The organism is Bradyrhizobium sp. S3.3.6 (assembly GCF_040546905.1).
In the GTDB taxonomy this organism is placed as follows: domain Bacteria; phylum Pseudomonadota; class Alphaproteobacteria; order Rhizobiales; family Xanthobacteraceae; genus Bradyrhizobium; species Bradyrhizobium cytisi.
The window spans coordinates 131,738-154,441 of sequence record NZ_JBEPOT010000010.1 but is presented as its reverse complement, the minus strand read 5'-3'; the positions used below and the strand labels follow the sequence as shown (position 1 = coordinate 154,441).

20 protein-coding genes are annotated in these 22,704 nt (G+C 63.3%); 13 read left to right on the top strand and 7 right to left on the bottom strand.

The window, feature by feature from the left end:
* The first annotated feature begins 87 nt into the window (after positions 1-87).
* The 6 genes from ABID59_RS26255 (at position 88) to ABID59_RS26230 (ending at position 5,506) form a co-directional block, all read left to right on the top strand.
* Positions 88-453 (top strand): DUF1428 domain-containing protein, encoded by a 366-nt coding sequence (locus ABID59_RS26255; RefSeq protein WP_354085305.1) that lies wholly within the window; start codon positions 88-90, stop codon positions 451-453.
* A gap of 396 nt (positions 454-849) precedes the next feature.
* Positions 850-2,103 (top strand): ABC transporter substrate-binding protein, encoded by a 1,254-nt coding sequence (locus ABID59_RS26250; RefSeq protein WP_354085304.1) that lies wholly within the window; start codon positions 850-852, stop codon positions 2,101-2,103.
* Between the two features lie 67 nt (positions 2,104-2,170).
* Positions 2,171-3,034 carry a branched-chain amino acid ABC transporter permease gene (locus tag ABID59_RS26245; RefSeq protein WP_354085303.1) on the top strand — a complete coding sequence of 288 codons (864 nt, stop codon included), beginning with the start codon at positions 2,171-2,173 and terminating at the stop codon, positions 3,032-3,034.
* A 27-nt stretch (positions 3,035-3,061) separates the two neighbouring features.
* Positions 3,062-4,033, top strand: coding sequence for a branched-chain amino acid ABC transporter permease (locus ABID59_RS26240; RefSeq protein WP_354085302.1), 972 nt, complete (start codon positions 3,062-3,064; stop codon positions 4,031-4,033).
* On the top strand, positions 4,023-4,790 hold the full coding sequence (locus tag ABID59_RS26235) for an ABC transporter ATP-binding protein (RefSeq protein WP_354085301.1): 768 nt from the start codon (positions 4,023-4,025) through the stop codon (positions 4,788-4,790). The genes ABID59_RS26240 and ABID59_RS26235 overlap by 11 nt, the downstream gene beginning before the upstream one ends.
* The gene (locus tag ABID59_RS26230) at positions 4,787-5,506 is read left to right on the top strand and encodes an ABC transporter ATP-binding protein (RefSeq protein WP_354033974.1); all 720 of its coding nucleotides are present in this window, start codon (positions 4,787-4,789) and stop codon (positions 5,504-5,506) included. Before ABID59_RS26235 ends, ABID59_RS26230 begins: the two co-directional genes overlap by 4 nt.
* Before the next feature lie 45 nt (positions 5,507-5,551).
* Here ABID59_RS26230 and ABID59_RS26225 read toward each other — a convergent pair whose 3' ends face one another.
* From ABID59_RS26225 to ABID59_RS26215, 3 genes are all read right to left on the bottom strand, one after another.
* On the bottom strand, positions 5,552-6,124 hold the full coding sequence (locus ABID59_RS26225; RefSeq protein WP_354085300.1) for an invasion associated locus B family protein: 573 nt from the start codon (positions 6,122-6,124) through the stop codon (positions 5,552-5,554).
* 64 nt (positions 6,125-6,188) lie between these two features.
* Positions 6,189-9,326 (bottom strand): multidrug efflux RND transporter permease subunit, encoded by a 3,138-nt coding sequence (locus ABID59_RS26220; protein ID WP_354085299.1) that lies wholly within the window; start codon positions 9,324-9,326, stop codon positions 6,189-6,191.
* Entirely contained in the window at positions 9,323-10,498 is a 1,176-nt protein-coding gene (locus ABID59_RS26215) for an efflux RND transporter periplasmic adaptor subunit (RefSeq protein WP_148749411.1), read from the bottom strand. The genes ABID59_RS26220 and ABID59_RS26215 overlap by 4 nt, the downstream gene beginning before the upstream one ends.
* A 400-nt stretch (positions 10,499-10,898) precedes the next feature.
* Here ABID59_RS26215 and ABID59_RS26210 point away from each other — a divergent pair, with 400 nt between their 5' ends.
* From ABID59_RS26210 to ABID59_RS26180, 7 genes are all read left to right on the top strand, one after another.
* Positions 10,899-11,138 (top strand): hypothetical protein, encoded by a 240-nt coding sequence (locus ABID59_RS26210; RefSeq protein ID WP_148749412.1) that lies wholly within the window; start codon positions 10,899-10,901, stop codon positions 11,136-11,138.
* Positions 11,139-11,372: 234 nt separating this feature from the next.
* Positions 11,373-13,781 (top strand): TonB-dependent receptor, encoded by a 2,409-nt coding sequence (locus ABID59_RS26205; protein WP_354085298.1) that lies wholly within the window; start codon positions 11,373-11,375, stop codon positions 13,779-13,781.
* Between the two features lie 312 nt (positions 13,782-14,093).
* Positions 14,094-16,658, top strand: a complete 2,565-nt coding sequence (locus tag ABID59_RS26200; protein ID WP_354085297.1) for a TonB-dependent receptor — start codon at positions 14,094-14,096, stop codon at positions 16,656-16,658.
* 20 nt (positions 16,659-16,678) lie between these two features.
* Positions 16,679-17,368 (top strand): Fe2+-dependent dioxygenase, encoded by a 690-nt coding sequence (locus ABID59_RS26195; protein WP_354085296.1) that lies wholly within the window; start codon positions 16,679-16,681, stop codon positions 17,366-17,368.
* Entirely contained in the window at positions 17,365-18,369 is a 1,005-nt protein-coding gene (exbB, locus tag ABID59_RS26190) for a tonB-system energizer ExbB (RefSeq protein ID WP_354085295.1), read from the top strand. Before ABID59_RS26195 ends, exbB begins: the two co-directional genes overlap by 4 nt.
* A gap of 3 nt (positions 18,370-18,372) precedes the next feature.
* Positions 18,373-18,834, top strand: a complete 462-nt coding sequence (gene exbD / locus ABID59_RS26185) for a TonB system transport protein ExbD (RefSeq protein WP_354033984.1) — start codon at positions 18,373-18,375, stop codon at positions 18,832-18,834.
* 10 nt (positions 18,835-18,844) lie between these two features.
* Positions 18,845-19,636 (top strand): TonB family protein, encoded by a 792-nt coding sequence (locus ABID59_RS26180; RefSeq protein ID WP_148749417.1) that lies wholly within the window; start codon positions 18,845-18,847, stop codon positions 19,634-19,636.
* Positions 19,637-19,735: 99 nt separating this feature from the next.
* Here ABID59_RS26180 and ABID59_RS26175 read toward each other — a convergent pair whose 3' ends face one another.
* From ABID59_RS26175 to ABID59_RS26160, 4 genes are all read right to left on the bottom strand, one after another.
* A complete protein-coding gene (locus tag ABID59_RS26175; RefSeq protein ID WP_354085404.1) occupies positions 19,736-20,158 on the bottom strand; it encodes a hypothetical protein in 423 nt (140 codons plus the stop codon).
* A 107-nt stretch (positions 20,159-20,265) separates the two neighbouring features.
* Positions 20,266-20,946 (bottom strand): site-2 protease family protein, encoded by a 681-nt coding sequence (locus ABID59_RS26170; RefSeq protein WP_148749418.1) that lies wholly within the window; start codon positions 20,944-20,946, stop codon positions 20,266-20,268.
* A 181-nt stretch (positions 20,947-21,127) separates the two neighbouring features.
* Positions 21,128-21,520 carry a GFA family protein gene (locus ABID59_RS26165; protein ID WP_148749419.1) on the bottom strand — a complete coding sequence of 131 codons (393 nt, stop codon included), beginning with the start codon at positions 21,518-21,520 and terminating at the stop codon, positions 21,128-21,130.
* A 3-nt stretch (positions 21,521-21,523) separates the two neighbouring features.
* A complete protein-coding gene (locus tag ABID59_RS26160; RefSeq protein ID WP_354085294.1) occupies positions 21,524-22,681 on the bottom strand; it encodes a serine hydrolase domain-containing protein in 1,158 nt (385 codons plus the stop codon).
* Positions 22,682-22,704: the final 23 nt, after the last annotated feature.

Below are 22,704 nucleotides of genomic sequence, written 5' to 3'. Positions count from 1 at the left end.
GGTTTGCCTCATCCCGACATTGCCAGCGCCGGTCGGATCGGGGCACATCCGATCGTCCTTGGGACGTATAACCCAAGGAGATCCGTGATGCCCTATGTCGATGGTTTCGTGCTGGCCGTGGCGAAGGACAAGATCGAGGCCTACAAGGCGCTGGCCCGAACGGCTTGCGCGGTGTGGATGGAGCACGGTGCGCTCGACTACGTCGAATGTATCGGTGACGACGTGCCTTACGGCCAGCTCACGTCCTTTCCCCGCGCGGTGATGGCAACGCAGGATGAGATCGTCGTGTTCTCGTGGATCGTCTACCGCGATCGCGCAAGCCGCGATGCCGTCAACGCCAAGGTGATGGCCGATCCGCGGCTCAAGGCCGCCGACATGCCGTTCGACGGCAAGCGCATGATCTACGGCGGCTTCACGACGTTGCTTCAGGCGTTGGCCGAGCGTGCTTCGTAGGGTGGTTAGCCTTGCGGCCGCGCGAAGCTCAGTCCGCTGGCGTAACCCACCTCTTTCGTGTCCGCGGAAATAGACGTGGTGGGTTACGCCGAGCAGTTCGCGCTTCGCGCAATCCGCGGGGCTAACCCACCTTACAGATCTGCGCAGCCGCGAGGCAGCGATGATAGTCACTCCGGTCGTTATCCCTGCACCGAACGACGCCAGATCGAGTGCGGGAAGCAGCGTGCGTGATCGCTGCTCCCTCGTCCAGCATCGTCGCAATTCGTTTCACCTTGCCGGTGTCCGGCTGGCATGCCATCCTCTCGTCGCCAGGTATAAATCAAACGGAAGCGGGGCGCCTCGCCCACGCTTTCCAAAAAATCTTGGTTGGGGAAACCCTTTGGGAGGTCTGATCTCATGACATTGAAGCATGTCACGGGGCTGCTTTGCGCGGCCGCGATGTCCCTTGCGTTCGCGGCCGGCGCGCGCGCCGAGGACAAGGTGGTCAAGATCGGCGTGATCATGCCGATGTCCGGCGGCACCGCCTCGATCGGCGCGCACGCCAAGGCGGCGCTCGAAGTCGCCATGGACATCGTCAACAACGCCCATCCCGAGCTTGGCAATTTGCCGCTGGCGAAGAACGCAGGCCTTGCCGGCCTCGGCGGCGCCAGGATAGAGGCGGTCTTCGCCGACAACCAGGGCAACCCGGCGACGGGGCAGAACCAGGCGCTGCGCCTGATCACGGAAGACAAGGTCGCGGCCGTGTTCGGCTCGTATCAGTCCGGAGTGACGCTGACATCGAGCGCCATCGCCGAGAAATACGGCATTCCCTTCCTGAATTCGGAATCGGTCGCCGCCAATCTCACCGAGCGCGGTTTCAAATGGTTCTTCCGCACCACGCCGATTGCGACGGACTTCGCCAAGATCTACACCGACTTCCTCGCCGACATGAAGGCGACCGGCGCCAAGACCGACGCGATCGCGCTGGTCCATGACAACACCGAATACGGCACCTCGGTCGCCAACACGATCAGCGCCGCCTTTAAGGAGAAGGGACAACCGGTCGCGCTCGACGTCGCCTATCCCGTCAATGCGACCGATTTGCAGGGGCAGGTGCTCCAGCTCAAGGATAAGAAGCCCGACGTGATCATCATGATCAGCTACACGTCGGATGCGATCCTGTTCGCCAAGACCATGCAGTCGCTCGACTACAAGCCGGCGATCCTGCTTGCTGACGATGCCGGTTATTCCGACCCCTCCTTCATCAAGGCGGTCGGCAAGATCTCGCAAGGCGTGTTCAACCGCTCGTCCTGGGTCGTCGGACCGCCGGGCTCGGTGTCGGCCGTCATCGCCGACATGTACAAGAAGAAGAGCGGTGAGGAGATGGATGACACGGTTGCCCGCCAGATGCAGGGCTTCTTCGTGCTGGCCGACGCCATCGACTGCGCCGGCTCGACCGACCCGGCAAAAGTCCAGGCCGCTCTGAAGGCGACGGACCTGAAGGCCGACCAGCTCATGATCGGCTACAAGGGCGTCAAGTTCGACGACAAGGGCCAGAACATCCTGGCGTCCGGCGCCATCATCCAGCTTCAGGACGGCGAGAACTACGTCTCGGTGTGGCCGAAGGCGAATGCGGAAAAGCCGCCGGCGCTGCCCTACAAGGGCTGGTGAGATTTTTTAAAGGCGGGGCCGCGCGCCCCGTCTGTCCTAATATGATCTGATCAGAGCAACGCGGCTGATGTCCTTTGTCCTCGTGCAGGTGATTGTCGGCGGCCTTCTGCTTGGCGCTGTCTATGCCCTGTTTTCCTCCGGCCTCACGCTGGTGTGGGGCATGATGAACATCGTCAATTTCGCGCATGGCGATTTCGTCATGCTCGGCATGTATGTCGCCTACGTAGTTTATACGTTGATGGGTGGCGGGCCGATCCTCGGTGCGCCGCTGGCAACGCTCGTTCTCGCAACCGTCGGCGTCGTCGTCTACTTCGCCCTGATCCGCGACATCATGAAGGGGCCGATGCTGGCGCAGATTCTCGGCACCTTTGGGCTCGCGCTCCTGCTGCGCTATTCCGTGTTCTGGTGGTTCGGCGCCAATTTCTTGTCGATGCCGCAGAACATCGTCGGCGGCACCTATGCGTTTGCAGGCCTGCGCATCGAGGCCTCGCGGCTGTTGGCCGGCGTGGTCGCGCTGCTGGTGACGCTCGGCCTGCATCTGTTGCTGACGCGCACCTCGCTCGGCTCGAAAATGCTGGCGGTGGCGGAGGATCAGACTGCGGCGCAGCTGATGGGGATCAGGCCCGACGCCATGCAGGCGATCGCCTGGGCGATCGCGGCCGGCGCCACGGGGCTTGCCGGCGCGCTGATCGCGAATTTCTTCTACATCGTGCCGACGGTCGGCGAGACGCTCGGCATCGTCGCCTTCGTCACGGTCTCGCTCGGCGGTTTTGGCAGCGTGCCCGGTGCGCTGGTCGCGGGCCTGCTGATCGGTGTTATTGAATCGCTCTCAGGCTATCTGATCGGTGCGGTCTACAAGGACATCATCGTCTATGTCATGTTCCTGCTCTTCCTCTGGTTCAGGCCGCAAGGCCTGATGGGCAAGACCTGATGGAGAAGACCTGATGGGGAAGATGTGATGCGGCGCCTGATCTGGCTCTCGGTCGTCGCAGCGATTGCGATCGCCTATCCGTTGCTGTTGTCCTCGCCGTTCCAGCAGCGCCTCGGTGCGCTGGTGCTGCTCTACGCGATCGCAGCGTCGGCCTGGAACATCGTCGGCGGCTATGCCGGCCAGGTCTCGGTCGGCCATGTCGTGTTCTTCGGCTGCGGGGCCTATGCCGCGATGGGGTCCTACGCCAAGTTCGGCCTGTCGCCGCTGTTTGGTATTCCCGGCGGCATCGTGATTGCGGTGGGGCTCGCCGCGATCATCGGCGTGCCGACGCTGCGGCTGTCGGGGCACTACTTCAGCATGGCGACGATCGCAGTCGCCGAGACGATGCGGTTGATCGTCACCAACACCGACTGGCTGGGTGCGGCGGTCGGCCTCTCGGGCCCGACCGTACCGCGCAACATCTTCGATCTCTCGTTCCTGTCGTCGCTGCCGTATTACTATCTCTTCCTCGTCATCCTCGCGGTTACGCTGTTCATTACCTGGTGGATGACCAACAGCCGGATGGGCTTTTACCTGCGCGCGATCAAGGATTCTGAGCGCGCCGCGCGCTCGCTCGGCGCCCCCGCGAGCCGCACCAAGCTTTACGCCTACATGCTGAGCGCCGCGTTCACCAGCGTCGCCGGCGCGCTCTATGCGATGATGTTCGGCTTTGTCGACCCCGAGTCAGGCCTCGGCATCCTGATCTCGGTGAAAATCCTGATCATGGCGGCGCTGGGCGGGGCAGGGCTGCTGTTCGGACCATTGGTGGGTGCGGCGATCCTGGTGCCGCTGGAGGAGATCTCCAATAGCTGGCTCGGCAGCAGGGGCGCAGGCCTCACCTTCGTGCTCTATGGCGCGATCATCGTGCTGATCGCGCGATTCCAGCCCGGTGGTCTGCTCAGCCTGTTCACGCGGCGCAGGAAACCAACATCCGACACGGGAGCAAGCCATGCTCCTTGAGGCGCGCGGCATCACAAAAGCGTTCGGCAGCTTCAAGGCGGTGGACGATGCCTCTGTGACATTGGAGCAGGGCGATATTCTCGGCCTGATCGGCCCGAACGGCGCGGGCAAATCCACCTTCTTCAATTGCCTGACCGGCGATCTCAAGACTACCTCCGGCCGCGTGCTGTACGAGGGACGTGATATCACCGATGTCACGCCGGAGCTGCGGGCCGGGCTCGGGCTTGCCCGCACCTTCCAGGTGCCGCAGACCTTTGAAGGCATGACCGTGCTCGAGAACGTCATGATCGGTGCGTTCCTGCGCACCGCGCATCGCCAGGAGGCCGAGACCAAGGCGCGCGCCGTGCTGGAGCGCGTCGGCATGAGCCGGCTTGCGGATGCGCCGGCGCGTTCGCTCGGCACGCCCGGCCGCAAGCGTCTGGAGATCGCCCGCGCGCTCGCGACCGAGCCAAAAGTGTTGCTGCTCGACGAGGCCATGGCCGGCCTCAACGCGCATGAGGTGAAGCTCGCGATCGATCTCGTCCGCGATATCCACCGTTCCGGCATCACACTTGTCATCGTCGAGCACATCATGGAAGTGATCATGTCGTTGGCCAGCCGCGTCATGGTGTTTCACCAGGGCAAGGAGATCGCCCGCGGTAGCCCACGTGAGGTCACCTCGAACCCGGCTGTGATCGAGGCCTATCTCGGCAAGCGCGCGGCGAAGGCCGCCGCCGGCCACACGCCGATCGAACTGATGGGCGGGCCGGACCTATGAGCGGACCGTTGCTCAGGATCGAGCGTCTCGAGGTGCGCTACGGCGACTTGATTGGTGTCTCCGACGTCTCGCTGGAGGTGCCCGAGGGCAGCGTCGTCGCGCTGCTCGGCTCCAATGGCGGCGGCAAGACCACGACGCTGAATGCGATCGCCGGCCTCATCCCCGTGCATTCAGGAACGATCAGCTTTCGCGGCGAGGACATCGCCGGCCAGAAGGCCTTCACGATCGTGCGCAAGGGGCTGGCGTTGTCGCCGGAGGGCTGGCGGCTGTTCGTGCAGCAGAGCGTCGAGAACAATCTCATGCTCGGCGCAACGCCGCTGCACGACAAATCGCGTCAGGCCACGCTGCTTGAGCGCGTCTACGAGATCTTCCCGCGGCTGAAGGAACGCCGCAACCAGCGCGCCGGCACCATGTCCGGCGGCGAGCGGCAGATGCTCGCGGTCGGCCGCGCGCTGATGAGCGATCCGAAGCTCCTGATGCTGGACGAGCCCTCGCTCGGCCTCGCGCCGGCGGTGGTCGAGTCCATGTACGAAACGTTTGGCCGCCTGCATCGCGAAGGCCTGACCATCCTGCTCGCCGAGCAGTCGATCGAGCTCGCGCTGGAAGTGTCGGACTTCGCGACCGTGCTCCAGGTCGGCAAGAGCGTGCTGTCCGGCACCGCGGCAGCCTTGGCCGAGGATCCGCAGGTGCAGAAGGCCTATCTCGGGGTCGGGTGACCGATCTCGGCTTGAGCTGGTCAGTGTTCGAGAGCGAGACGCCCGCTACTTGATCTTGTCGTAGGCCGTCGCGAAATCGCCGAGCGGCATCGGGATTGCGATGGTCTCCTTGGCCATGTTCTGGAAGGAAACCTTCAATTGCTTGCCCGACTTCAGGCTTGCAAGCAGATCCGGCGCGATCGGCGTCGAGGCGTAGCAGCCGCGGTTCTCGCAGGTCTGGATCGGGAGATCGACCGTCTTGCCCTCGTCGACCTGAAGCTTGGCGCCGACCGGCAGGTTGAGGCCGAGCGGCAGCTGGAGCAGGGCGACCGGCGTACGGGTGTCGGGCGCGATGCGGATGTTGATCAGGACAATAGTCTGGCCGGTCTTGGTCAGGACCGCGTTCTGCTCGATCGCGCATTCGAGGGGAGCATCGCGGCTCGCGCTGGTGCAGCGCGCGATCCAGCCGGGCTGCGCCGGAGCGCCTTCGGCCTGCTGCGGCTGGGTCGGTGCGGGCGCGGGCTGCGTGGCAGGCGCCGCGGGAGCTGCGTTCTTCTTGGCGCCCTGCTGGGCATACGTAACACCCGTCGACAGCAGAACGGCGGCGGCGAGAACGACAAGTCTGGATTGCATGGGCATGGCGAGACCGCGTTGGCGTGAACCGAGGGGCTCGCTGTAGCGTCGCGGGAGCCGCGGCGCAAGCTTACTCGGCGGCTTCCTTCACGGTGCCGTGCTCCGAGCTCTCGTGTCCTTCGCCCTCGGCGGAGCGGCCCGAGAACAGGTTCGAGAACTTGTCGAGATAGAGGTAGACCACCGGCGTGGTGAACAGCGTCAGCGCCTGGCTGACGATCAGGCCGCCGACCATGGCGTAGCCGAGCGGCTGGCGGATCTCGGCGCCGGTGCCGTGGCCGAGCATCAGCGGCACGCCGCCGAGAAGTGCTGCCATCGTGGTCATCATGATCGGACGGAAGCGCAGCAGCGCGGCTTGGCGGATCGATTCCTCTGGCGTCTTCCCGTCGCGTTCGGCAGCGATGGCGAAGTCGACCATCATGATGCCGTTCTTCTTCACGATGCCGATCAGCAGGATGATGCCGATCAGCGCGATCAGGCTGAAGTCGAAGCCGGCGGCCATCAGGATCAGGAGCGCGCCGACGCCGGCCGAGGGCAGGGTCGATAGAATCGTGATCGGATGGATGTAGCTCTCGTAGAGGATGCCGAGGATCAGGTAGACCACGACCAGCGCCGCGAGGATCAGCAGGGGCACCGTGCCGAGCGACTGCTGGAACGCCTGCGCCGTACCCTGGAAGCTCGAGTTCAGCGTCGCCGGCGCGCCGAGATCGGCCATCGCCTTCTGCACCGCCTCGGTGGCCTGGCCGAGCGCCACGCCTTGCGCGAGGTTGAAGCTGATCGTGATCGCCGGGAACTGACCCTGATGGCTGATCGAGAGCGAACGGACCGGGTCGGTGGTCCAGGTCGCGAACGTTGACAGCGGCACCTGATCGCCGGTCAGCGGCGATTTCAGATAGAGCTTGTTAAGTGAATCGAGGTTGCCCTGCATCTCCGGCAGAATTTCCAGGATCACGTGATAGCTGTTCAGCTGGGTGAAATACTGCGTGACCTGGCGCTGGCCGAAGGCGTCGTAGAGCGTGTCGTCGATCAGCTGCGGCTGGATGCCGTAGCGCGATGCGGTGTCGCGGTTGATCTTGAGCTGGACCGTGGTGCCCTGGGTCTGCTGGTCGGTCGCGACGTCGCGCAGCTCCGGCAGCGTCTGCATCTTCGCGAGAATCTTGGGCGCCCACAAATTGAGCTCGCCGAGGTCGGCGTCCTGCAAGGTGAACTCAAACTGCGTGCGGGTCGGGCGGCCGCCGAGCCGGACGTCCTGGGCCGCCTGCATATAAAGGCGGGCGCCGGCGACCTTCTCGAGCTGGGGACGCAGCCGCGCGATGATCTGCTGCGCCGACGCCTGGCGTTCGTTGCGCGGCTTCAGGGTGATGAACATGTTGCCGTTGTTGCCGGCCCGGCCGCTGCCGCCGATGTTCATCGCCGTGGTCGCGACATCGGGATCGGCCAGCACGATCTTGCCGAGCTCGACCTGCCGCCGCTGCATCTCGGCAAACGAGATGTCCTGGGAGGCTTCGGAGGTCGCGGTGATCAGGCCGACGTCCTGCTGCGGGAAGAAGCCCTTTGGAATCAGGACGAACAGATAGACCGACAGCGCCAGGGTGGCGAAGAAGATGACGAGCGTGGTACGGCGCCAGGCGAGAGCGCGGTCGAGTCCGTATTCATAGCCGCGCAGCATCGCGTCGAACGCGCGCTCGCTCCACTGATAAAACTTGCCATGGGTCACTTCGCCATGTGAGCGCAGGAAGCGCGAGGCCATCATCGGCGTCAAGGTCAGCGACACGAACATCGAGACGAAGATGGTCATCGCCAGCACGACGGCGAACTCGCGGAACAGGCGTCCGATGATGCCGCCCATCAGCAGCAGCGGGATCAGCACCGCGACCAGCGAGACACTGATCGACACGATGGTGAAGCCGATTTCCTTGGAGCCTCTGAAGGCGGCGGCGAGCGGCTTTTCGCCTTCCTCGATGTAGCGCGTGATGTTCTCGAGCATCACGATGGCGTCGTCGACGACGAATCCGACCGCGATCGTGAGCGCCATCAGCGACAGGTTGTCGAGCGAATAGCCGAATACCCACATCAAGGCGCAGGCGCCTAGAAGCGCCAGTGGCACCGTGATGGCGGGGATGACGGTTGCCCAGAAACTGCGCAGGAAGACGAAGATCACCATCACCACGAGAAAAATGGTCAGCAGCAGCGTAAACTGGACGTCCTCGACGGCGGCGCGGATCGTCGTGGTGCGGTCGCTGATCAGCTCGATCTTGATCGCGGGTGGGATTGCAGCAACGAGCCGAGGCAGGGTGGCCTTGATCCTGTCGACGGTCTCGATGACGTTGGCGCCGGGCTGCTTGAACACCACCAGGAACACGCCGCGTTTGCCGTTGGCCCAGGCTGCCTGCTTGGCATCCTCGGCGCCGGTGACAGCCTGGCCGATGTCCTTGATGCGCAAGGGGCCGCCGTTGCGGTAGGCGATGATGACGTCGTTCCAATCCTTGGACTGCAACAATTGGTCGTTGGCATAGATCGTGTAGGCGCGCTTGTCGCCGTCGATATTGCCCTTGGGGCTGTCGACCGTGGTGATCGCGATCGCGCTGCGCACGTCCTCCAGGGACAGGCCCTTGGCCACGAGTTTCGCCGGGTCGACCTGCACGCGAACCGATGGCTTCTGCTGGCCGCCGATGAACACCTGCGCGACGCCGGAGATCTGGCTGATCTGCTGGGCGAGCTGGGCGTCAATCGAATCGCTGACAGTGGTCAGCGGCAGCGTGTCCGACGTCGCCGACAGCAGCAGGATCGGCGAGTCCGCCGGGTTCACCTTGCGATAGGTCGGCGGCGAGGGCAGGTTCTTCGGCAGCTGGCCGCTGGCGGCGTTGATGGCGCCCTGCACGTCGTTGGCGGCGCCGTCGATGCTGCGGTTGAGGTCGAACTGGATGGTGATCGAGGCAGTGCCCAGATAGCTCGTCGAGGTCATCTGCGCGATGCCGGGAATCTGGGCGAACTGGCGCTCCAGCGGCTGCGCAACCGACGAAGCCATCGTCTCCGGGCTGCCGCCCGGCAGGTTGGCCGTAATCTGGATGGTCGGGAAGTCCACCTGCGGCAGCGGGGCGACCGGCAGCAGGGGATAGGCCACGAGACCGACAAAAAGAATGCCGGCCATCAGCAGCGATGTGCCGATGGGATAACGGATGAAAGGTGCCGAAATCCCGCCTTCGGTCATTCCTGCTGAACCTTGCTTTTCTGAACCGGATCCGAACTCGCCACGGCCGTCGACACGAGACTTCCGGGCTGCACTTTGTATTGACCGCCGGTGATGACTTGTTGACCTGGGCTCAATCCTTCCTCGACGACCGAACGTCCGTCGATGGCGTAGTTGACCTTGATCTTGCGAGCCTCGGCCTTGTTGTCCTGGCCGACGGTATAGGCGTAGAGGCCGTTGGTGGAATGCAGCACCGCGTCGTCGGGGACGATGGTCGCATCCTTCAGGGTCCGCACCAGCAGGCGTGTCGACACCGATTGTCCCGGCCACAGCGTGTGTTCCTTGTTGGCGAACACCGCCTTGAGCCGAATAGTCCCGCTGGTCGTATCGACCTGGTTGTTGATGACGGCGAGCTTACCCTCGGCCAGCGTCTTCTTGCCGTCGGTGGTGAACGCAATCACCTTGAGCTCGCCGGACTTCTGGCCTTCGCTGATATAAGGCAGCTGGTCTTCGGGCGCTGTGAAGATCACCGTGATCGGCTCGACCTGGGCGATGGTGACGACGCCGGTCTGGGTCGAGGCGTTGACGATGTTGCCGATATCGACCTGGCGCAGGCCGGCGACGCCGGTGATCGGCGACTTGACCTGGGTGTAGTCGAGCTGGGTCTGGGCGTTGGCGATCGCGGCTTCGTCGGCGGCGATCTGGGCGGTGAGCTGGGCAACGGTGGAGCGTTGCGTATCGGTTTGCTGCCGCGTCGCGAATTCACCGAGCTTGGTGTAGCGCTGCAGATCGAGATTGGCGTTGGCGAGATTGGCCTCGTCCTGCGCCTTCTTGGCCTTGGCCTGATCGAAGGCGGCCTGGAACGGGCGCGGATCGATCTCGACCAGGAGATCGCCTTGCTTGACCATTTGGCCCTCGGTGAAGGCAATCTTGTCGATCTGGCCGTCCACCCGGGTCCGGACTTGTACGGTGTTGAAGCCCTGCACCGTGCCGAGGCCGGTGAGGTAGACCGGGAAGTCGGCCTTCTGGACCGGCGCAACGCTGACGGGCACGGCGGGGGCCCGCGGCGGACCCTTCTGCGCGGTCTGGGCTTTCGCGGCCTCAGACGCCGAGAAGCGCTGCCAACCGTAATAGCCGCCTCCGGCCACAGCTGCGATGATGACAATCCACAGGATCGGCCGTGACTTTTTCATATCTATTCGTATCGGCTTGTATGCCCAAAGGAACGAAATGCGACGCCAGCAAACGGGTTCCCGGCGCCTGCTGTATAATACACGCCAAGTTCCAGTGTAAACAGCACTATCGGTTGAGAATCCTAAACAATTGGAAAGCTTTGCACCCCTTAGGCAGACGGGTGACGCCGCGGTGTGCAGTGCTGCATTTTCCCGCTGTAAGCCGGCAAAGTGCAAAAGCTGGGCAGTGCTCGCGGACCGCGTGAGTGGTCACTCATGCGCGTGGCGTTGCACGCGGCAGGACGCATCTTCAATGTTTCGGAGTAATCGCAATTAGGACGGTTCTAAACCGGCCGTGTGCCGTTTCGGTTGTCAGGAAAATCAGTGTCGTTCATATCGGGCCGCACAAAGGAAGCATATGATGGACGAGCTGAACGGCAAGCTGATCGCGTGTCAGATTCTGATCACGGGGTTGATCGCACGCGTCGCCAATGAGCAGCGCGATCCCTTGCGCTTCCTCACCGACTTCCGAGACGAGATCAAAGCCGTCGTCAAAGGCGTCAATATCGCCGGCATGGACAATTCGGATCGCGTGCGCGCGACCGCGCAGCGCACCGTCGACGAATTGTTCTCGCTTATGAAGCCGCCGAGCAGCGACTGACGGCTGCGCAAAATGACGCGCGAAGACAATCGCGGCTGTGTCTGGCTGCTTCAATGTGTCGCGCGACATTTCGGTTATTTCAGATTCGCAATTTTAGAATCGATTTGAACTAGAGCGATTCAAGTGGTCGCGCGCGCCTGCTCGCATTGACCTGATTTTTCGTGATGGATAGCACCACCTCGTCGTTCGTCGCGCATGTTGCGTATCGACGAACTTTAAATGGGGTGTGTTGGAATGGGGCTCGCGGTGGCTCCGCGATCGTTGCGTGCGATCGCGGCAAGAAATTCATTTGAACTCGATGGCAATTCCGGCAAGGCGGTGTCGGCCGTTGCCGGCCTGATTGCGGTAGCGTCGGTGTCGAGCGGCGCGCAGGCGCAGCAGTCGAGCTTGCCGCCGGTGAATGTCGATGCGCCGGTCGAGCGTTCGCGTCCGGCGGCCTCGAAGCCGACGCCGGAGCAGGTCCGTGCGCGCAACGCGCTTCGCCGCGCCGCGCAGCGCCAGCAGGCGCAGCAGCAGGCTGCCGCCGCCGCACCGGCGCCAGCCGGCGCCGTCGATCGCAATCCCTATGCCGATCCGGCTGCGCCCTACAAGGTCGACCACGTCCAGGCCTCCGGCAAGTTTCCCGAGCCGATGCTGAACACGCCGAAGACGATCACGGTGCTCAGCAAGGAGGTGCTGGAGGACAAGAACGCCACGACGCTGAAGGAGATCGGGCGCTCGACCGCTGGTGTGACGCTGGGATCTGGCGAGGGCGGCAACGCCTTCGGCGACCGCTTCTTCATCCGCGGCTTCGATGCGCGCAACGACGTCTTCATCGACGGTATCCGCGATCCCGCCGTGTCGATCCGCGAGAACTTCTTCACCGAGCAGATCGAGATTTTGCGCGGACCGGCATCGTCCTATGCGGGCCGCGGCACCGCCGGCGGCGCCATCAACATCGTGACCAAGCAGGCCGGCGACGTCAACTTCAAGCGGATGGATACCGAGTTCGGGACCGACAGGACCAAGCGCGTCACGCTCGACGTCAACCAGGTCGTCGATCCCTCGTTCTCGGTGCGCACCGGCGGCCTGTTCCAGGACGCCAATGTCGCCGGCCGCAACTACGTGACTGACGATCGCTGGGGCACCTTCCTGTCGACCAAGTATACCCCGACCAACGACATTAAGATCACGACGAACTACGTCCACACCGATCTCAGCGGCCTGCCCGATTTCGGCGTGCCCTATTACAAGCAGGGCAACGTGCCGGTGACGTCAGCCGGCATTCCGCGCGGGACCTGGTACGGCTTTCTCAACCGCGACTTCCAGACCGCGCGGCAGGATTTCGGCACTGCGACCGCGGAGTACAAGGTCAACGACGCCATCACACTGAGCAGCAAGGTGCGCGGCGAGCATTCGCTGCTCAACTATATCGGCACGCTGCCGCAGAACCCGGTGACGACCAACATCAATCCGCTGCTCTGGACCACGACGGCGAGTGCGCAGAGCCGCTACCAGACCGTGGATGTGTGGGCCAACCAGAACGAGGCCACGTTCAAGCTCGACACCGGCGGGGTCAAGCACACGGCGGTGTTGGGCGTCGAATACACCAACGAGAACATCTCGATCGACCGTTATTCGGGCCTCGCATCGGAGCTGGCCGGCGCCGGCTTCACGAGCAACGGGGCTCTCCCGGGGATCAATCTCTACTCACCCCAGTCCACTTATGTCGGTGGCTTCGGTACGCCGTCGCTGACGGGCAATCCGACACGCTATGGCGTCAACACCAGCAGCGTCTACGTCATGGACACCGCGAACTGGCAGGACACCATCATCGTCAATGGCGGCATCCGCTATGACGGCTACAGCATGAGCTCGTCCACCAACGCGGCCTATCTGAAAATGAACTCCGATCTGGTCAACTACAACGTCGGCCTAGTCTACAAGCCGACGTCGATCGGCAGCATCTATGCGGCCTATGCGACCTCGGCCAATCCGTTCGGGTCGGAGCTTGACGCGACCGCCACCGATTACGGCGGCGTTCCCGCCAACACGACCGTTCTGCTGGGACCCGAGCGCAACAAGGCGGCCGAGGTTGGCACCAAGTGGGAGCTCGCCGATCGTCACCTGCTGGTCAGCGCGGCGCTGTTCCAGACCACGAAGGACAACGCGCGCGAGACCAACGCCGCGGGTTTGCTGACCTCGAATGCGGCCTACCGCATCCAGGGCATCGATATCGAGGCCGAGGGCAAGATCACCGATCGCTGGAGCATCTTCGGTGGCCTGGTGCTGATGCAGTCCAAGGTGACGCAGAGCAACATCGCCTCCAATCTCGGCCTGCAACTCGCCAACGTCGCGCACCAGTCGTTCAGCATGCTGACCAAGTACAAGTTCGACGGCGATTGGGAAGTCGGCGGACAGGCCGTGTACCGCTCCAAGGTCTATGGCGGCACGTTCGCGGCCAACACCGGCAACGAGCTGCCGAGCTACTGGCGCTTCGACGCGTTCGTCGAGAAGAAGATCGACAAGAACTGGACCATGAAGTTCTACGCGCAGAACCTCACCAACAAGCTCTACTACGACACGCTCTATCGCAGCGCCGTGCCGTTCGTCGCGGTCGCGCCGGGGCGGGCGTTCTATCTGATCACGACGGCCAAGTTCTGATGAAGTTCTGATGAAGTTCTGATTGCGCCGATCCAAACCCGGGGTGCCTGCTACGGCAGGTATCCCTCTGCTTCCGTTACCCATTGCGATGCGCGAGAGCCGGCATTGCCGGGTCATACACCGGCTCCAGTTTAGAACGCCTACAAACTCGAATTTAGAACGGTTCAAGCTTGAGTTTAGAATCGTTTTGATCTGGATCGATTCAAGGTTGCTGCTGCCGTGACTTCGTTGACCCCCTTTGCCCCGCTCGTTACCACCAGTGTGTCGCATTGTCGCAATGCGACACACTGCAGAAATGGAATGGGGCGTAGGATGGGTATGGCGAGGTTTCCGCGGTCGTTGCGTTCGACCGCGGTACGGGGATCATTTGGCGGCAATTTCGATGCCGCGGCAGGCAAGACCGTTTCCACCGTTGCGAGTCTGATTGCGGTCGCGTCCGTCTCGACCGGCGCGCAGGCTCAGCAGTCAACTCTGCCGCCCGTGAACGTCGACGCGCCGAAAGAGCGGCTGCGCTCCACCGCCGCGAAGCCGACGCCCGAGCAGGTCCGCGCCCGCAACGCACTGCGCCGTGCCGCACAGCGTCAGCAGGCTGCAACCGCACCGGTCGCCAACCCGAGCCCTGGTGCTCCCGACCGCAATCCCTATGCGGATCCCGCCGCGCCATACAAGGTCGATCACATGCAGGCCTCCGGAAAATTTCCGGAGAAGCTGGTCGATACGCCGCGATCGGTGACGGTGCTGTCGAAGGAGGTGCTCGAGGACAAGGGCGCCACGTCGTTGAAGCAGGCGATCCTGAGCACCGCTGGCGTCACGCTCGGCACCGGCGAGGGCGGGAATGCCTTCGGTGACCGCTTCTTCATTCGCGGCTTCGACGCGCGCAACGACATCTTCATCGACGGCATGCGCGATGCCGGTGTCAGCGTGCGAGAGAACTTCTTTACCGAGCAGGTCGAGATCCTGCGCGGCCCGGCGTCGTCTTTCGCCGGCCGCGGCACCGCCGGTGGCGCGATCAACATCGTCACCAAGCAGGCGACGACGGAGAAGAGCTTCTACAACATGGACACCACGTTTGGCACCGACCAAACCAAGCGTGTCACGCTGGACGTCAACCAGGTCGTCGATCCCTCATTCGCAATTCGCGCCGTCGGCCTGTTTCAGGATGCCAAGGTCGCGGGCCGGGACAGGGTTACCGATAACCGCGACGGTGCTTTCGTTGCCACCACCTGGAAGCCGACCGATGCGATCAAGATTACGAGCAACTACATCCACACAGAATTGACCGGTATTCCGGATTTTGGCGTGCCGTACTATCGGCCGAGCACGTCGTCGACCGCCGGTGGTCCGTTCCCGGACTTTGGCGTCAACCGCAACAATTTCTACGGCTTCGTCAATCGCGACTTCTACAGAACCGGCCAGGATATCGGCACGATTAACGCCGAGGTCCAGATCACGCCCGACCTGATGCTCAGCAACAAGATCCGGGAGTCGCATTCGACGCAGAATTATATCGGTACGCTTCCGGAGTCGCCGACGCTCGCCGTTGGGGCTCCGTTCACGGCCTATACGGTCTCTGCCAACCCGCAAAGCCGCTACCAGGCCACCGACGTGTTCGCCAATCAGACCGAAGCGACCTACAAGTTCAACGATGTCGCCGGCTTCAAGCACACCCTGCTTGCCGGTATCGAATATGACAGAGAACGGTCGTCGATTGATACCTACACGGGCCTTGGCTCCGAGATCACGACCGGGACGACACCATTCACCGGCATCGGATCGACGTCCGGCGTCAGCGTCTTTTATCCGCAAGCCACAGACAATCCGTTCCCGATCCCGGGAGGCCTCACAGGCAAGCCAACCAAGATCGGCATCGATACGACGAGCGGATACGTCGTGGATTCCGCCAACTACCGCGATTTGCTGATCCTCAACGGTGGTTTTCGCTACGACGACTACAACATCAAGACATCCGGATACTCGACGACCGGCGCCCCCGGTCAGCAATCGGCTGAGTTCCTGATCCCGAGCTTCAATCTCGGGCTCACGCTGAAGCCTTTGCCGAACGGTAGCGTCTATGTGGCCTATGCCACGTCTTCGAATCCTGTCGGCGCCGAGTTCGACGGCACCAGCACGGCCTATGGCGGCATCAACCCCACTTTGGCTGGCGGTAACGCTCAGATCTTCGGGCCGGAGAAGAACAAGGCGATCGAGCTCGGTACGAAATGGGAGCTGTTCGACCATCACTTGCTGGTGACGGCGGCGCTGTTCCAGACCAAGAAGGAAAATGCGCGCGAAGCACAAAACATCACGGCTGCGACACCGGTGGCCAAAATACCGGCCGGCTGTTCCTATTCGCCGCCAGCCGGAGTGACGAGCGTATCCTGCATCACGGCCGGTGCCGCCTATCGTATCCGCGGTATCGATCTCGGCATGGGCGGCAACATCACCGACAGATGGAGCGTGACCGCCGGCCTCGTGTTGATGCAGTCGGAGGTGACCAAGTCGCTGGCGCCGTCGCCCAATCTCGCGCTTTATCCGACGAATGTCGGGCGCCCGCTCGCCAACATCGCGCATCAGTCGTTCAGCTTGCTCTCGAAATACCAGGTCAACGATATCTGGGAGCTGGGCGGGCAGGCGGTGTACCGTTCGAAAATCTATGGCGGCACCTTGCTCGCGGCCAATCAAGGTACGTCGATCCCGAGCTATTGGCGATTTGACGCGTTCGCAGAGGCGAAGATCAACAAGAACTGGCAGTTGAAGTTGGCCGTGAACAACATCTTCGACAAGCGCTACTACGACGCGCTGTACCAGAGCGCTGCGCCCTTCGTGCTGGAAGCACCGGGACGCGCCGCTTATCTGACGATCTCGGCGCGCTACTGATGGAGAGATGACGAGGTGCCATGCTGACATGCATAGAAGGCGTCCTGAGCAAGGAAGATGTGGCGGAGTTCCGCCGCGTCATGGACGCCTGTGAATGGGAAGACGGCCGCTCCACCGCGGGCGCGCAGTCAGCCATGGTCAAGCGCAACGAGCAACTGCCGCCCGATAGCGAAGTCGCGCGAAAACTCGGCCATCGCATCATCTCGGCGCTGACGGCGAACCCGCGGTTTCTGGCCGCCGCGATCCCGCTCCAGATCTTTCCGCCGCTGTTCAACCGCTATGCGGCGGACAGCGGCCACCATTTCGGCCTGCATGTCGACAACGCGATCCGCGGCGACCGGCTGACCGGCCTTCGCATCCGCACGGATCTCTCGGTCACCCTGTTCCTCAGCGAGCCCGAGGATTACGACGGTGGCGAACTTGTGATCGAGGACTCCTACGGCTCGCACGAAGTCAAGTTGCCAGCCGGGGACTGCGTGCTCTATCCCTCGACCAGCCTGCATCTGGTCACGCCGGTGACCAGGGGGGCGCGGGTTGCGTCTTTCTTCTGGGTTCAGAGCATGATACGGGAAGATCAAGCCCGCAGCATGATCTTTGACCTCGACACCGCCATTCAGGCGCTGGTGGCTCGGCTCGGGCGTGACGATCCCGAAACGGTCAAATTGACGGGTATCTATCACAACCTCATTCGCATCTGGGCCGAAGTATGAAGATCACATCTTTCCAAGCAAGCCTCGCTGCAGCCGTGTTGCTGGCGGCCACCTGGCTCCTTGCTCCAGTTTCTGCCCAGACACAAACCCAGCCGGCCGCGCCGGCTCGGCCCGCGGCACCTGTGACGGCTCAGCCGGCTCCGGCTGCTCCCGCCGTCGCGGCGCAGCCCAGTGCGATTGCGGCGCCCGCGCCGTCGACCGCCGCCCCCGCGCTGGTTAGACCTGCAGCCGCCGCGCCCAGCGCGACCGAGGCTGCCGTGACCCCGGCATCCGACACGGGTGGCACTGCGAAGGCCAGCATCGTGCCGGCGATGAAGGAACTGTCGCCCTGGGTGATGTTCATGTCGGCGGACATCATCGTGAAGGGGGTGATGATCGGGCTTGCCTTCGCCTCGCTCGTGACCTGGACGGTGTTTATCGCGAAGTCGATCGAGCTGTCGGTCGCGTCCGCCAAGCTCCGTTCGGCGTTGAAGAAGGTCGCGGAGGTGCGCTCGCTTGCGGAAGCCCAGATGGCGCTCGGCAGCAAGGAGGGCATCCTGCCGTCGTTCCTGACGGCCGCGCTGCGTGAGGCGCGGATGTCGGCCGGCCTGTCCAGCGATACCGGCATCAAGGAGCGCGCGGCCTCGAGCTTCGCCGAGATCGTGCGCGCGGAGCAGCGGCGCATCCGCATCGGAATGGGCTTCCTCGCCACCATCGGTTCGACATCGCCCTTCGTCGGCCTGTTCGGCACCGTGTGGGGCATCATGAACAGCTTCATCGGCATCTCGAAGTCGCAGACCACCAACCTCGCGGTGGTCGCGCCGGGCATCGCCGAGGCGCTGCTCGCCACCGCCATCGGCCTTGTCGCGGCGATCCCCGCCGTCATCATCTACAATCACTTCTCGCGCGTGACGAAGAGCTATCTCGAGCTCGTCAGCCGCGCCTCGGGTGCTGCGGCCCGGCTGTTGTCGCGCGATCTCGACCGCAGCCACGGCAGCGCGCATTCGCGCGCGGCGGAGTAGGCCATGGCAGTCTCGCTCACCGACAACGATGACGACGACGATTTCGCGGAAACGCATGAGATCAACGTCACGCCGTTCATCGACGTCATCCTGGTGCTGCTGATCATCTTCATGGTCGCTGCACCTCTGTCGACGGTCGATCTGCCGATCGACCTGCCGACCTCGAGCGCGACGCCACAGAAGAAGCCGGACAAGCCGACTTATGTCAGCATCAAGCCCGATCTGACGCTCGCGATCGGAGAAAATACGGTCAAGCGGACCGATTTGGTCAGCTCGCTCGACGGGATCGCCGACATGAGCAAGGACAAATACGTGTTCCTCCGCGCCGACAAGGCCGTGCCTTACGGCGAGTTGATGGGCGTCATGGAAATCCTGCGGTCCGGCGGCTATTCTCGGATCAAGCTGGTGGCGCTCGAAGCACCTCCTGCGGCGGCTGGGCCGGCGCAGGGGGCGGTCCAACCCTGATGGCAGCGCGATGTCCGACCCTGTGATCGAGGCGAAACCATCGCGGCGGCTCTGGATTCTGGCCGCGATTGCCGCGATCGGCCTGCATCTCGGCGGGGCCGCGCTGGCCCTCGCCAACCTTCGTGCCGACGACGGTGACGACGGCCTCGGCGCCAACGGCGCCGAATATGCCGTCGAGATGACCTCGCCGAAGCTCCCGGAGACGGATCTGCCGCCTGGCCCGGACAGCGAAGCCTCGCAGTTCCAGCCGCAACAGATGCAGCAGCAGGCCGAGGTGAAAGAGACTGATCTGCCGAAGGAAATACCTCAGGAAGCCGAAGACCCGGACCGCCTCGTCACCGAAAACGACTCCAAGAAGCCGGTCGAGGACACCACCAAGGTGGCCAAGGTCGAAACCCAGGCGGTCGAGGAGATGCCGAACGCGCAGGAATCGGCGAGGCAGGCCCTGAACGAAGACGCGCGCGAGGATGAGAAGGCGGCCGCCCCACACCAGGGCATCGGCAAGGATATTCGCAAGCTGACGGCCGAGTGGGGCAAGCGGATCAGCGCCTATTTCGAGCTTCACAAGCGCTATCCCAAGGACAAGAGCAAGACGACGACGGTCAAGCTCAGCCTGGTCCTGAACCGCCGCGGCAATGTCGTTTCCGTCGACGTGGCCGAGTCCTCAGGCGATCCGGCCTTCGACAGCGAGGCCATCTCGATGGTGCGCCGCTCGGATCCCGTGCCGGTCCCACCGGCCGACCTCACGGACGATCAATTCGCCTTCAGCCTGCCGGTGAATTTCAAGAAGCCGCCGAAATAAGCGGCCAGAGCATGACCCGGAAAAGTGCGAAGCGGTTTTCCGAAAAGATCATGCTTAAACAATAGGCTAAAGCGCGATGACGTCATCGCGCTTTAGCCGTCAGCGCCAGTAGAACTTGATCGAGACGTAGACCGCGACAAGGCAGGCAAAGATCAGCGCCACCGGGAGCGGGCGCTTCTCGGTTCCACCAAACATCGTCGCCCCGAACCTGGCGGCCTTCTTTGGCTTGGGGGCCGGGCGCCGGAAGGCGGTAACATTGTCCGCCACCGGCTCAGCCGGCCGACTGCGGACATCGGGCGGGTTCCCGGCGCCGCCCATCTCCAGATAATAGGATTTGTAGACCTCGGCGATGGTGGCCTCTGCTGCTTCGCCCTCGCTCATCCGCTGCAAGAGCTTCTTGTAGCCGTCGAGGAAGCCCTGTGCGTCCTCGGGCAGAGCCGACAACCCATTCAGCTTGGCCATCATCTTCCAGGTGGCGAAATCGGCGCGGGCACGGGTGTCGGCGCGTCGCGCGATCAGCATATCGGCAGCTTTGACCAAGTTGGCCTCTAGCCCTTCGGCTTTGTCTTCAAGTGCAGGATCAAGTGCAGAGTCTTGAAGTGCAGGATCTTTGAACTGTACCGCTTCAACTACGCATTGCCGGTCAGCAAGAGAACAGCTTGAATCACATAACCGGTCAACGTTCGCAGTATTGCTGAAATAACATCAAGATTTAGACCGAACTGGGAACCCGCCAGCGGCAACAGGATCAAGAGCGCAATCAGGATCATCATGCCGAACGGCTCGAGCCGCGACAGGGGCAGGGCGAGCGGCCGCGGCAACAGCCCGACCGCAACCCGTCCGCCGTCGAGCGGCGGGATCGGCATCATGTTGAAGACCGCCAGCACGGCGTTGATCAGCAGCGCATTCTTGAGGTTGTCGAAGATCCATTGCGCCGAACCGGCCGGAGCCCAGGGCAGCGCATGGAGGGCGAGGCCTGCTGCGAGCGCCAGCAGGATGTTGGTGACGGGGCCGGCCAGGGCGACCCAGACCATGTCGAGCCTGGGATTCTTGAGATTGCGATAATTCACCGGGACCGGCTTGGCGTAGCCGAACAGGAAGGGCGAATGCGCAAACAGCAGCATCGCCGGCAGGATCAGCGTGCCGAACGGGTCGATGTGGCGGAGCGGGTTGAAGCTGACGCGGCCGAGCTGAAAGGCGGTGTTGTCGCCAAGACGATGCGCGACGAAACCGTGCGCGGCTTCATGGAAGGTGATGGCGAGCACCAGCGGCAGCACCCACACCGAGAGGTCATAGTAGGAAATGTTCACGTCGCATCTCGCCCGATTTTGCCTGTCGCCTTGCAGGCGACCTGGCCAAACTGGCGGTGCAGCAACGCTTCACCTCAACATAGGGTGGCCGGTTCCGAAATGCCACGCTGCAAATGATCGGTCGGGCCCGGCAGCCTTGGCGCCGAGGCTTGTCTTGGCGCGGAGCCTGCCGCCGGAGGGGCTACGTCGGGATCGTCCCCATATATTGGATTATACTTTCCTCGAGCGTGACCCAGCCGATCTTCTCGCTGACCCAGATATGCTCGGTCGGTGTGAAGGCGTTGCGGTCGTCAAACGTCGCGAGCGCCACGCCCGCCAGCGTACCGTTGCGGCGCCAGGAGAACAGACGCGTGCCGCATGTCTTGCAGAACACGCGGTCGATATTCTCCGACGACGCATAGCGGCCGGTGTCGCCCTCGACGGTCAGCGCTTTCTGGTCGAACTGGGCGCGGGCGAAGTAGGGCGAGCCCATCGCCTTCTGGCACATGCGACAATGGCAGATGCGCACGTTCAGCGGCTCGCCCTCCGCCTTGAACCGCACCGCGCCGCACAGGCATCCACCTTCCCGGATCATGGTTCAGGCCACCCGCCAATCGCTGACCTGGCGGGCCATGTTCCAATTGAGCTCATCGAGTTCGTCATCCATCCTGGTGTTCGGCCGGCTCACATTGGTGAAGGCGGCCCAGCAGAAGCCGCCATGGGTTCTGACCGCAATGGTGCTGGTACCGGGCAGGCTGCCATTGTGCCACCAGTTTCCTGACTTGTTGATGCAAAAGCCCTTCGCGTAGTCCGCACTGTAGCTCGGCGCCGTGGTCATGACCTCGATGCTGCGCGGCCGCAGGATGTTCGCAGGCCGGGCATAGCCGTCGACGTGCATCAGGAATTGCACGAGGTTCGTCGGCGTCGCGATCCAGCCGCCATGGGAATCCATCCGCCGGACATTCATCTCGTAGGGACTTTCGACCTTGCAGTAATAGGCGACCTCGCCGGGCTGGCGCTGATCGCGGGTGTTGCCGGCGATCGTCATGTCGGTGACGCCGCAGCGCCCGAGCACCTCGGTGCGGACGTGTTCGGCGTAGTGCTGGCCGGTGAGCTTCTCGATGACGCGGCCCAGCACGCAATAGCCAAAATTGGAGTAGGCGTAGTGCTGCCCCGGCGGACGGTCCAGCGGCCGGTTCGCCAGCGTCCACGTCATCAGCTGCGCATGGTCCATGTGCGGATGCGTGAACGTGGGATCGCGGTTGTCGTTGGTCCAGCCGCCGCCGGTATGCGTCAGGAGATGCTCGAGCGTGATCTGGTCAATGCCGGGCGAGTAGGGCGGCGCGCCGTAGTCGGTGCCGAGCAGCGCGCCGGGGCCGAACACGCGGTCGGTGAGCTTGACGCGATTCTCCTCGATCAGCCTGAACAGCGTGACCGAGGTGATCATCTTGCTGACGCTTGCGATGCGAAACAGATGCTGCGGCGTCGCTGCTTCATTCTGCTCGCGATCGGCAACGCCGAAGGCGACCTGATGGACGATCGCACCCGCATAGCCGATCGCGAAGGAGAGCCCCGGCACCTCGAATTTGTCCATGAAGGTCTGCGCCAGCCGGCTCATCGCCGTGCGCTCGGCCGGCGAGGGCGGGCGGATGCTCGGCGGGTTGGGCGCGAGCTGTGCCAGCGCAGCTCGCGAAAACAAAGGCAGCGCGCCTGCGCCCGCTGCGAGCTTCACAAAATCCCGACGTCCTAGATCCATGGTCCGCCCCCCTCGGGCGGCCA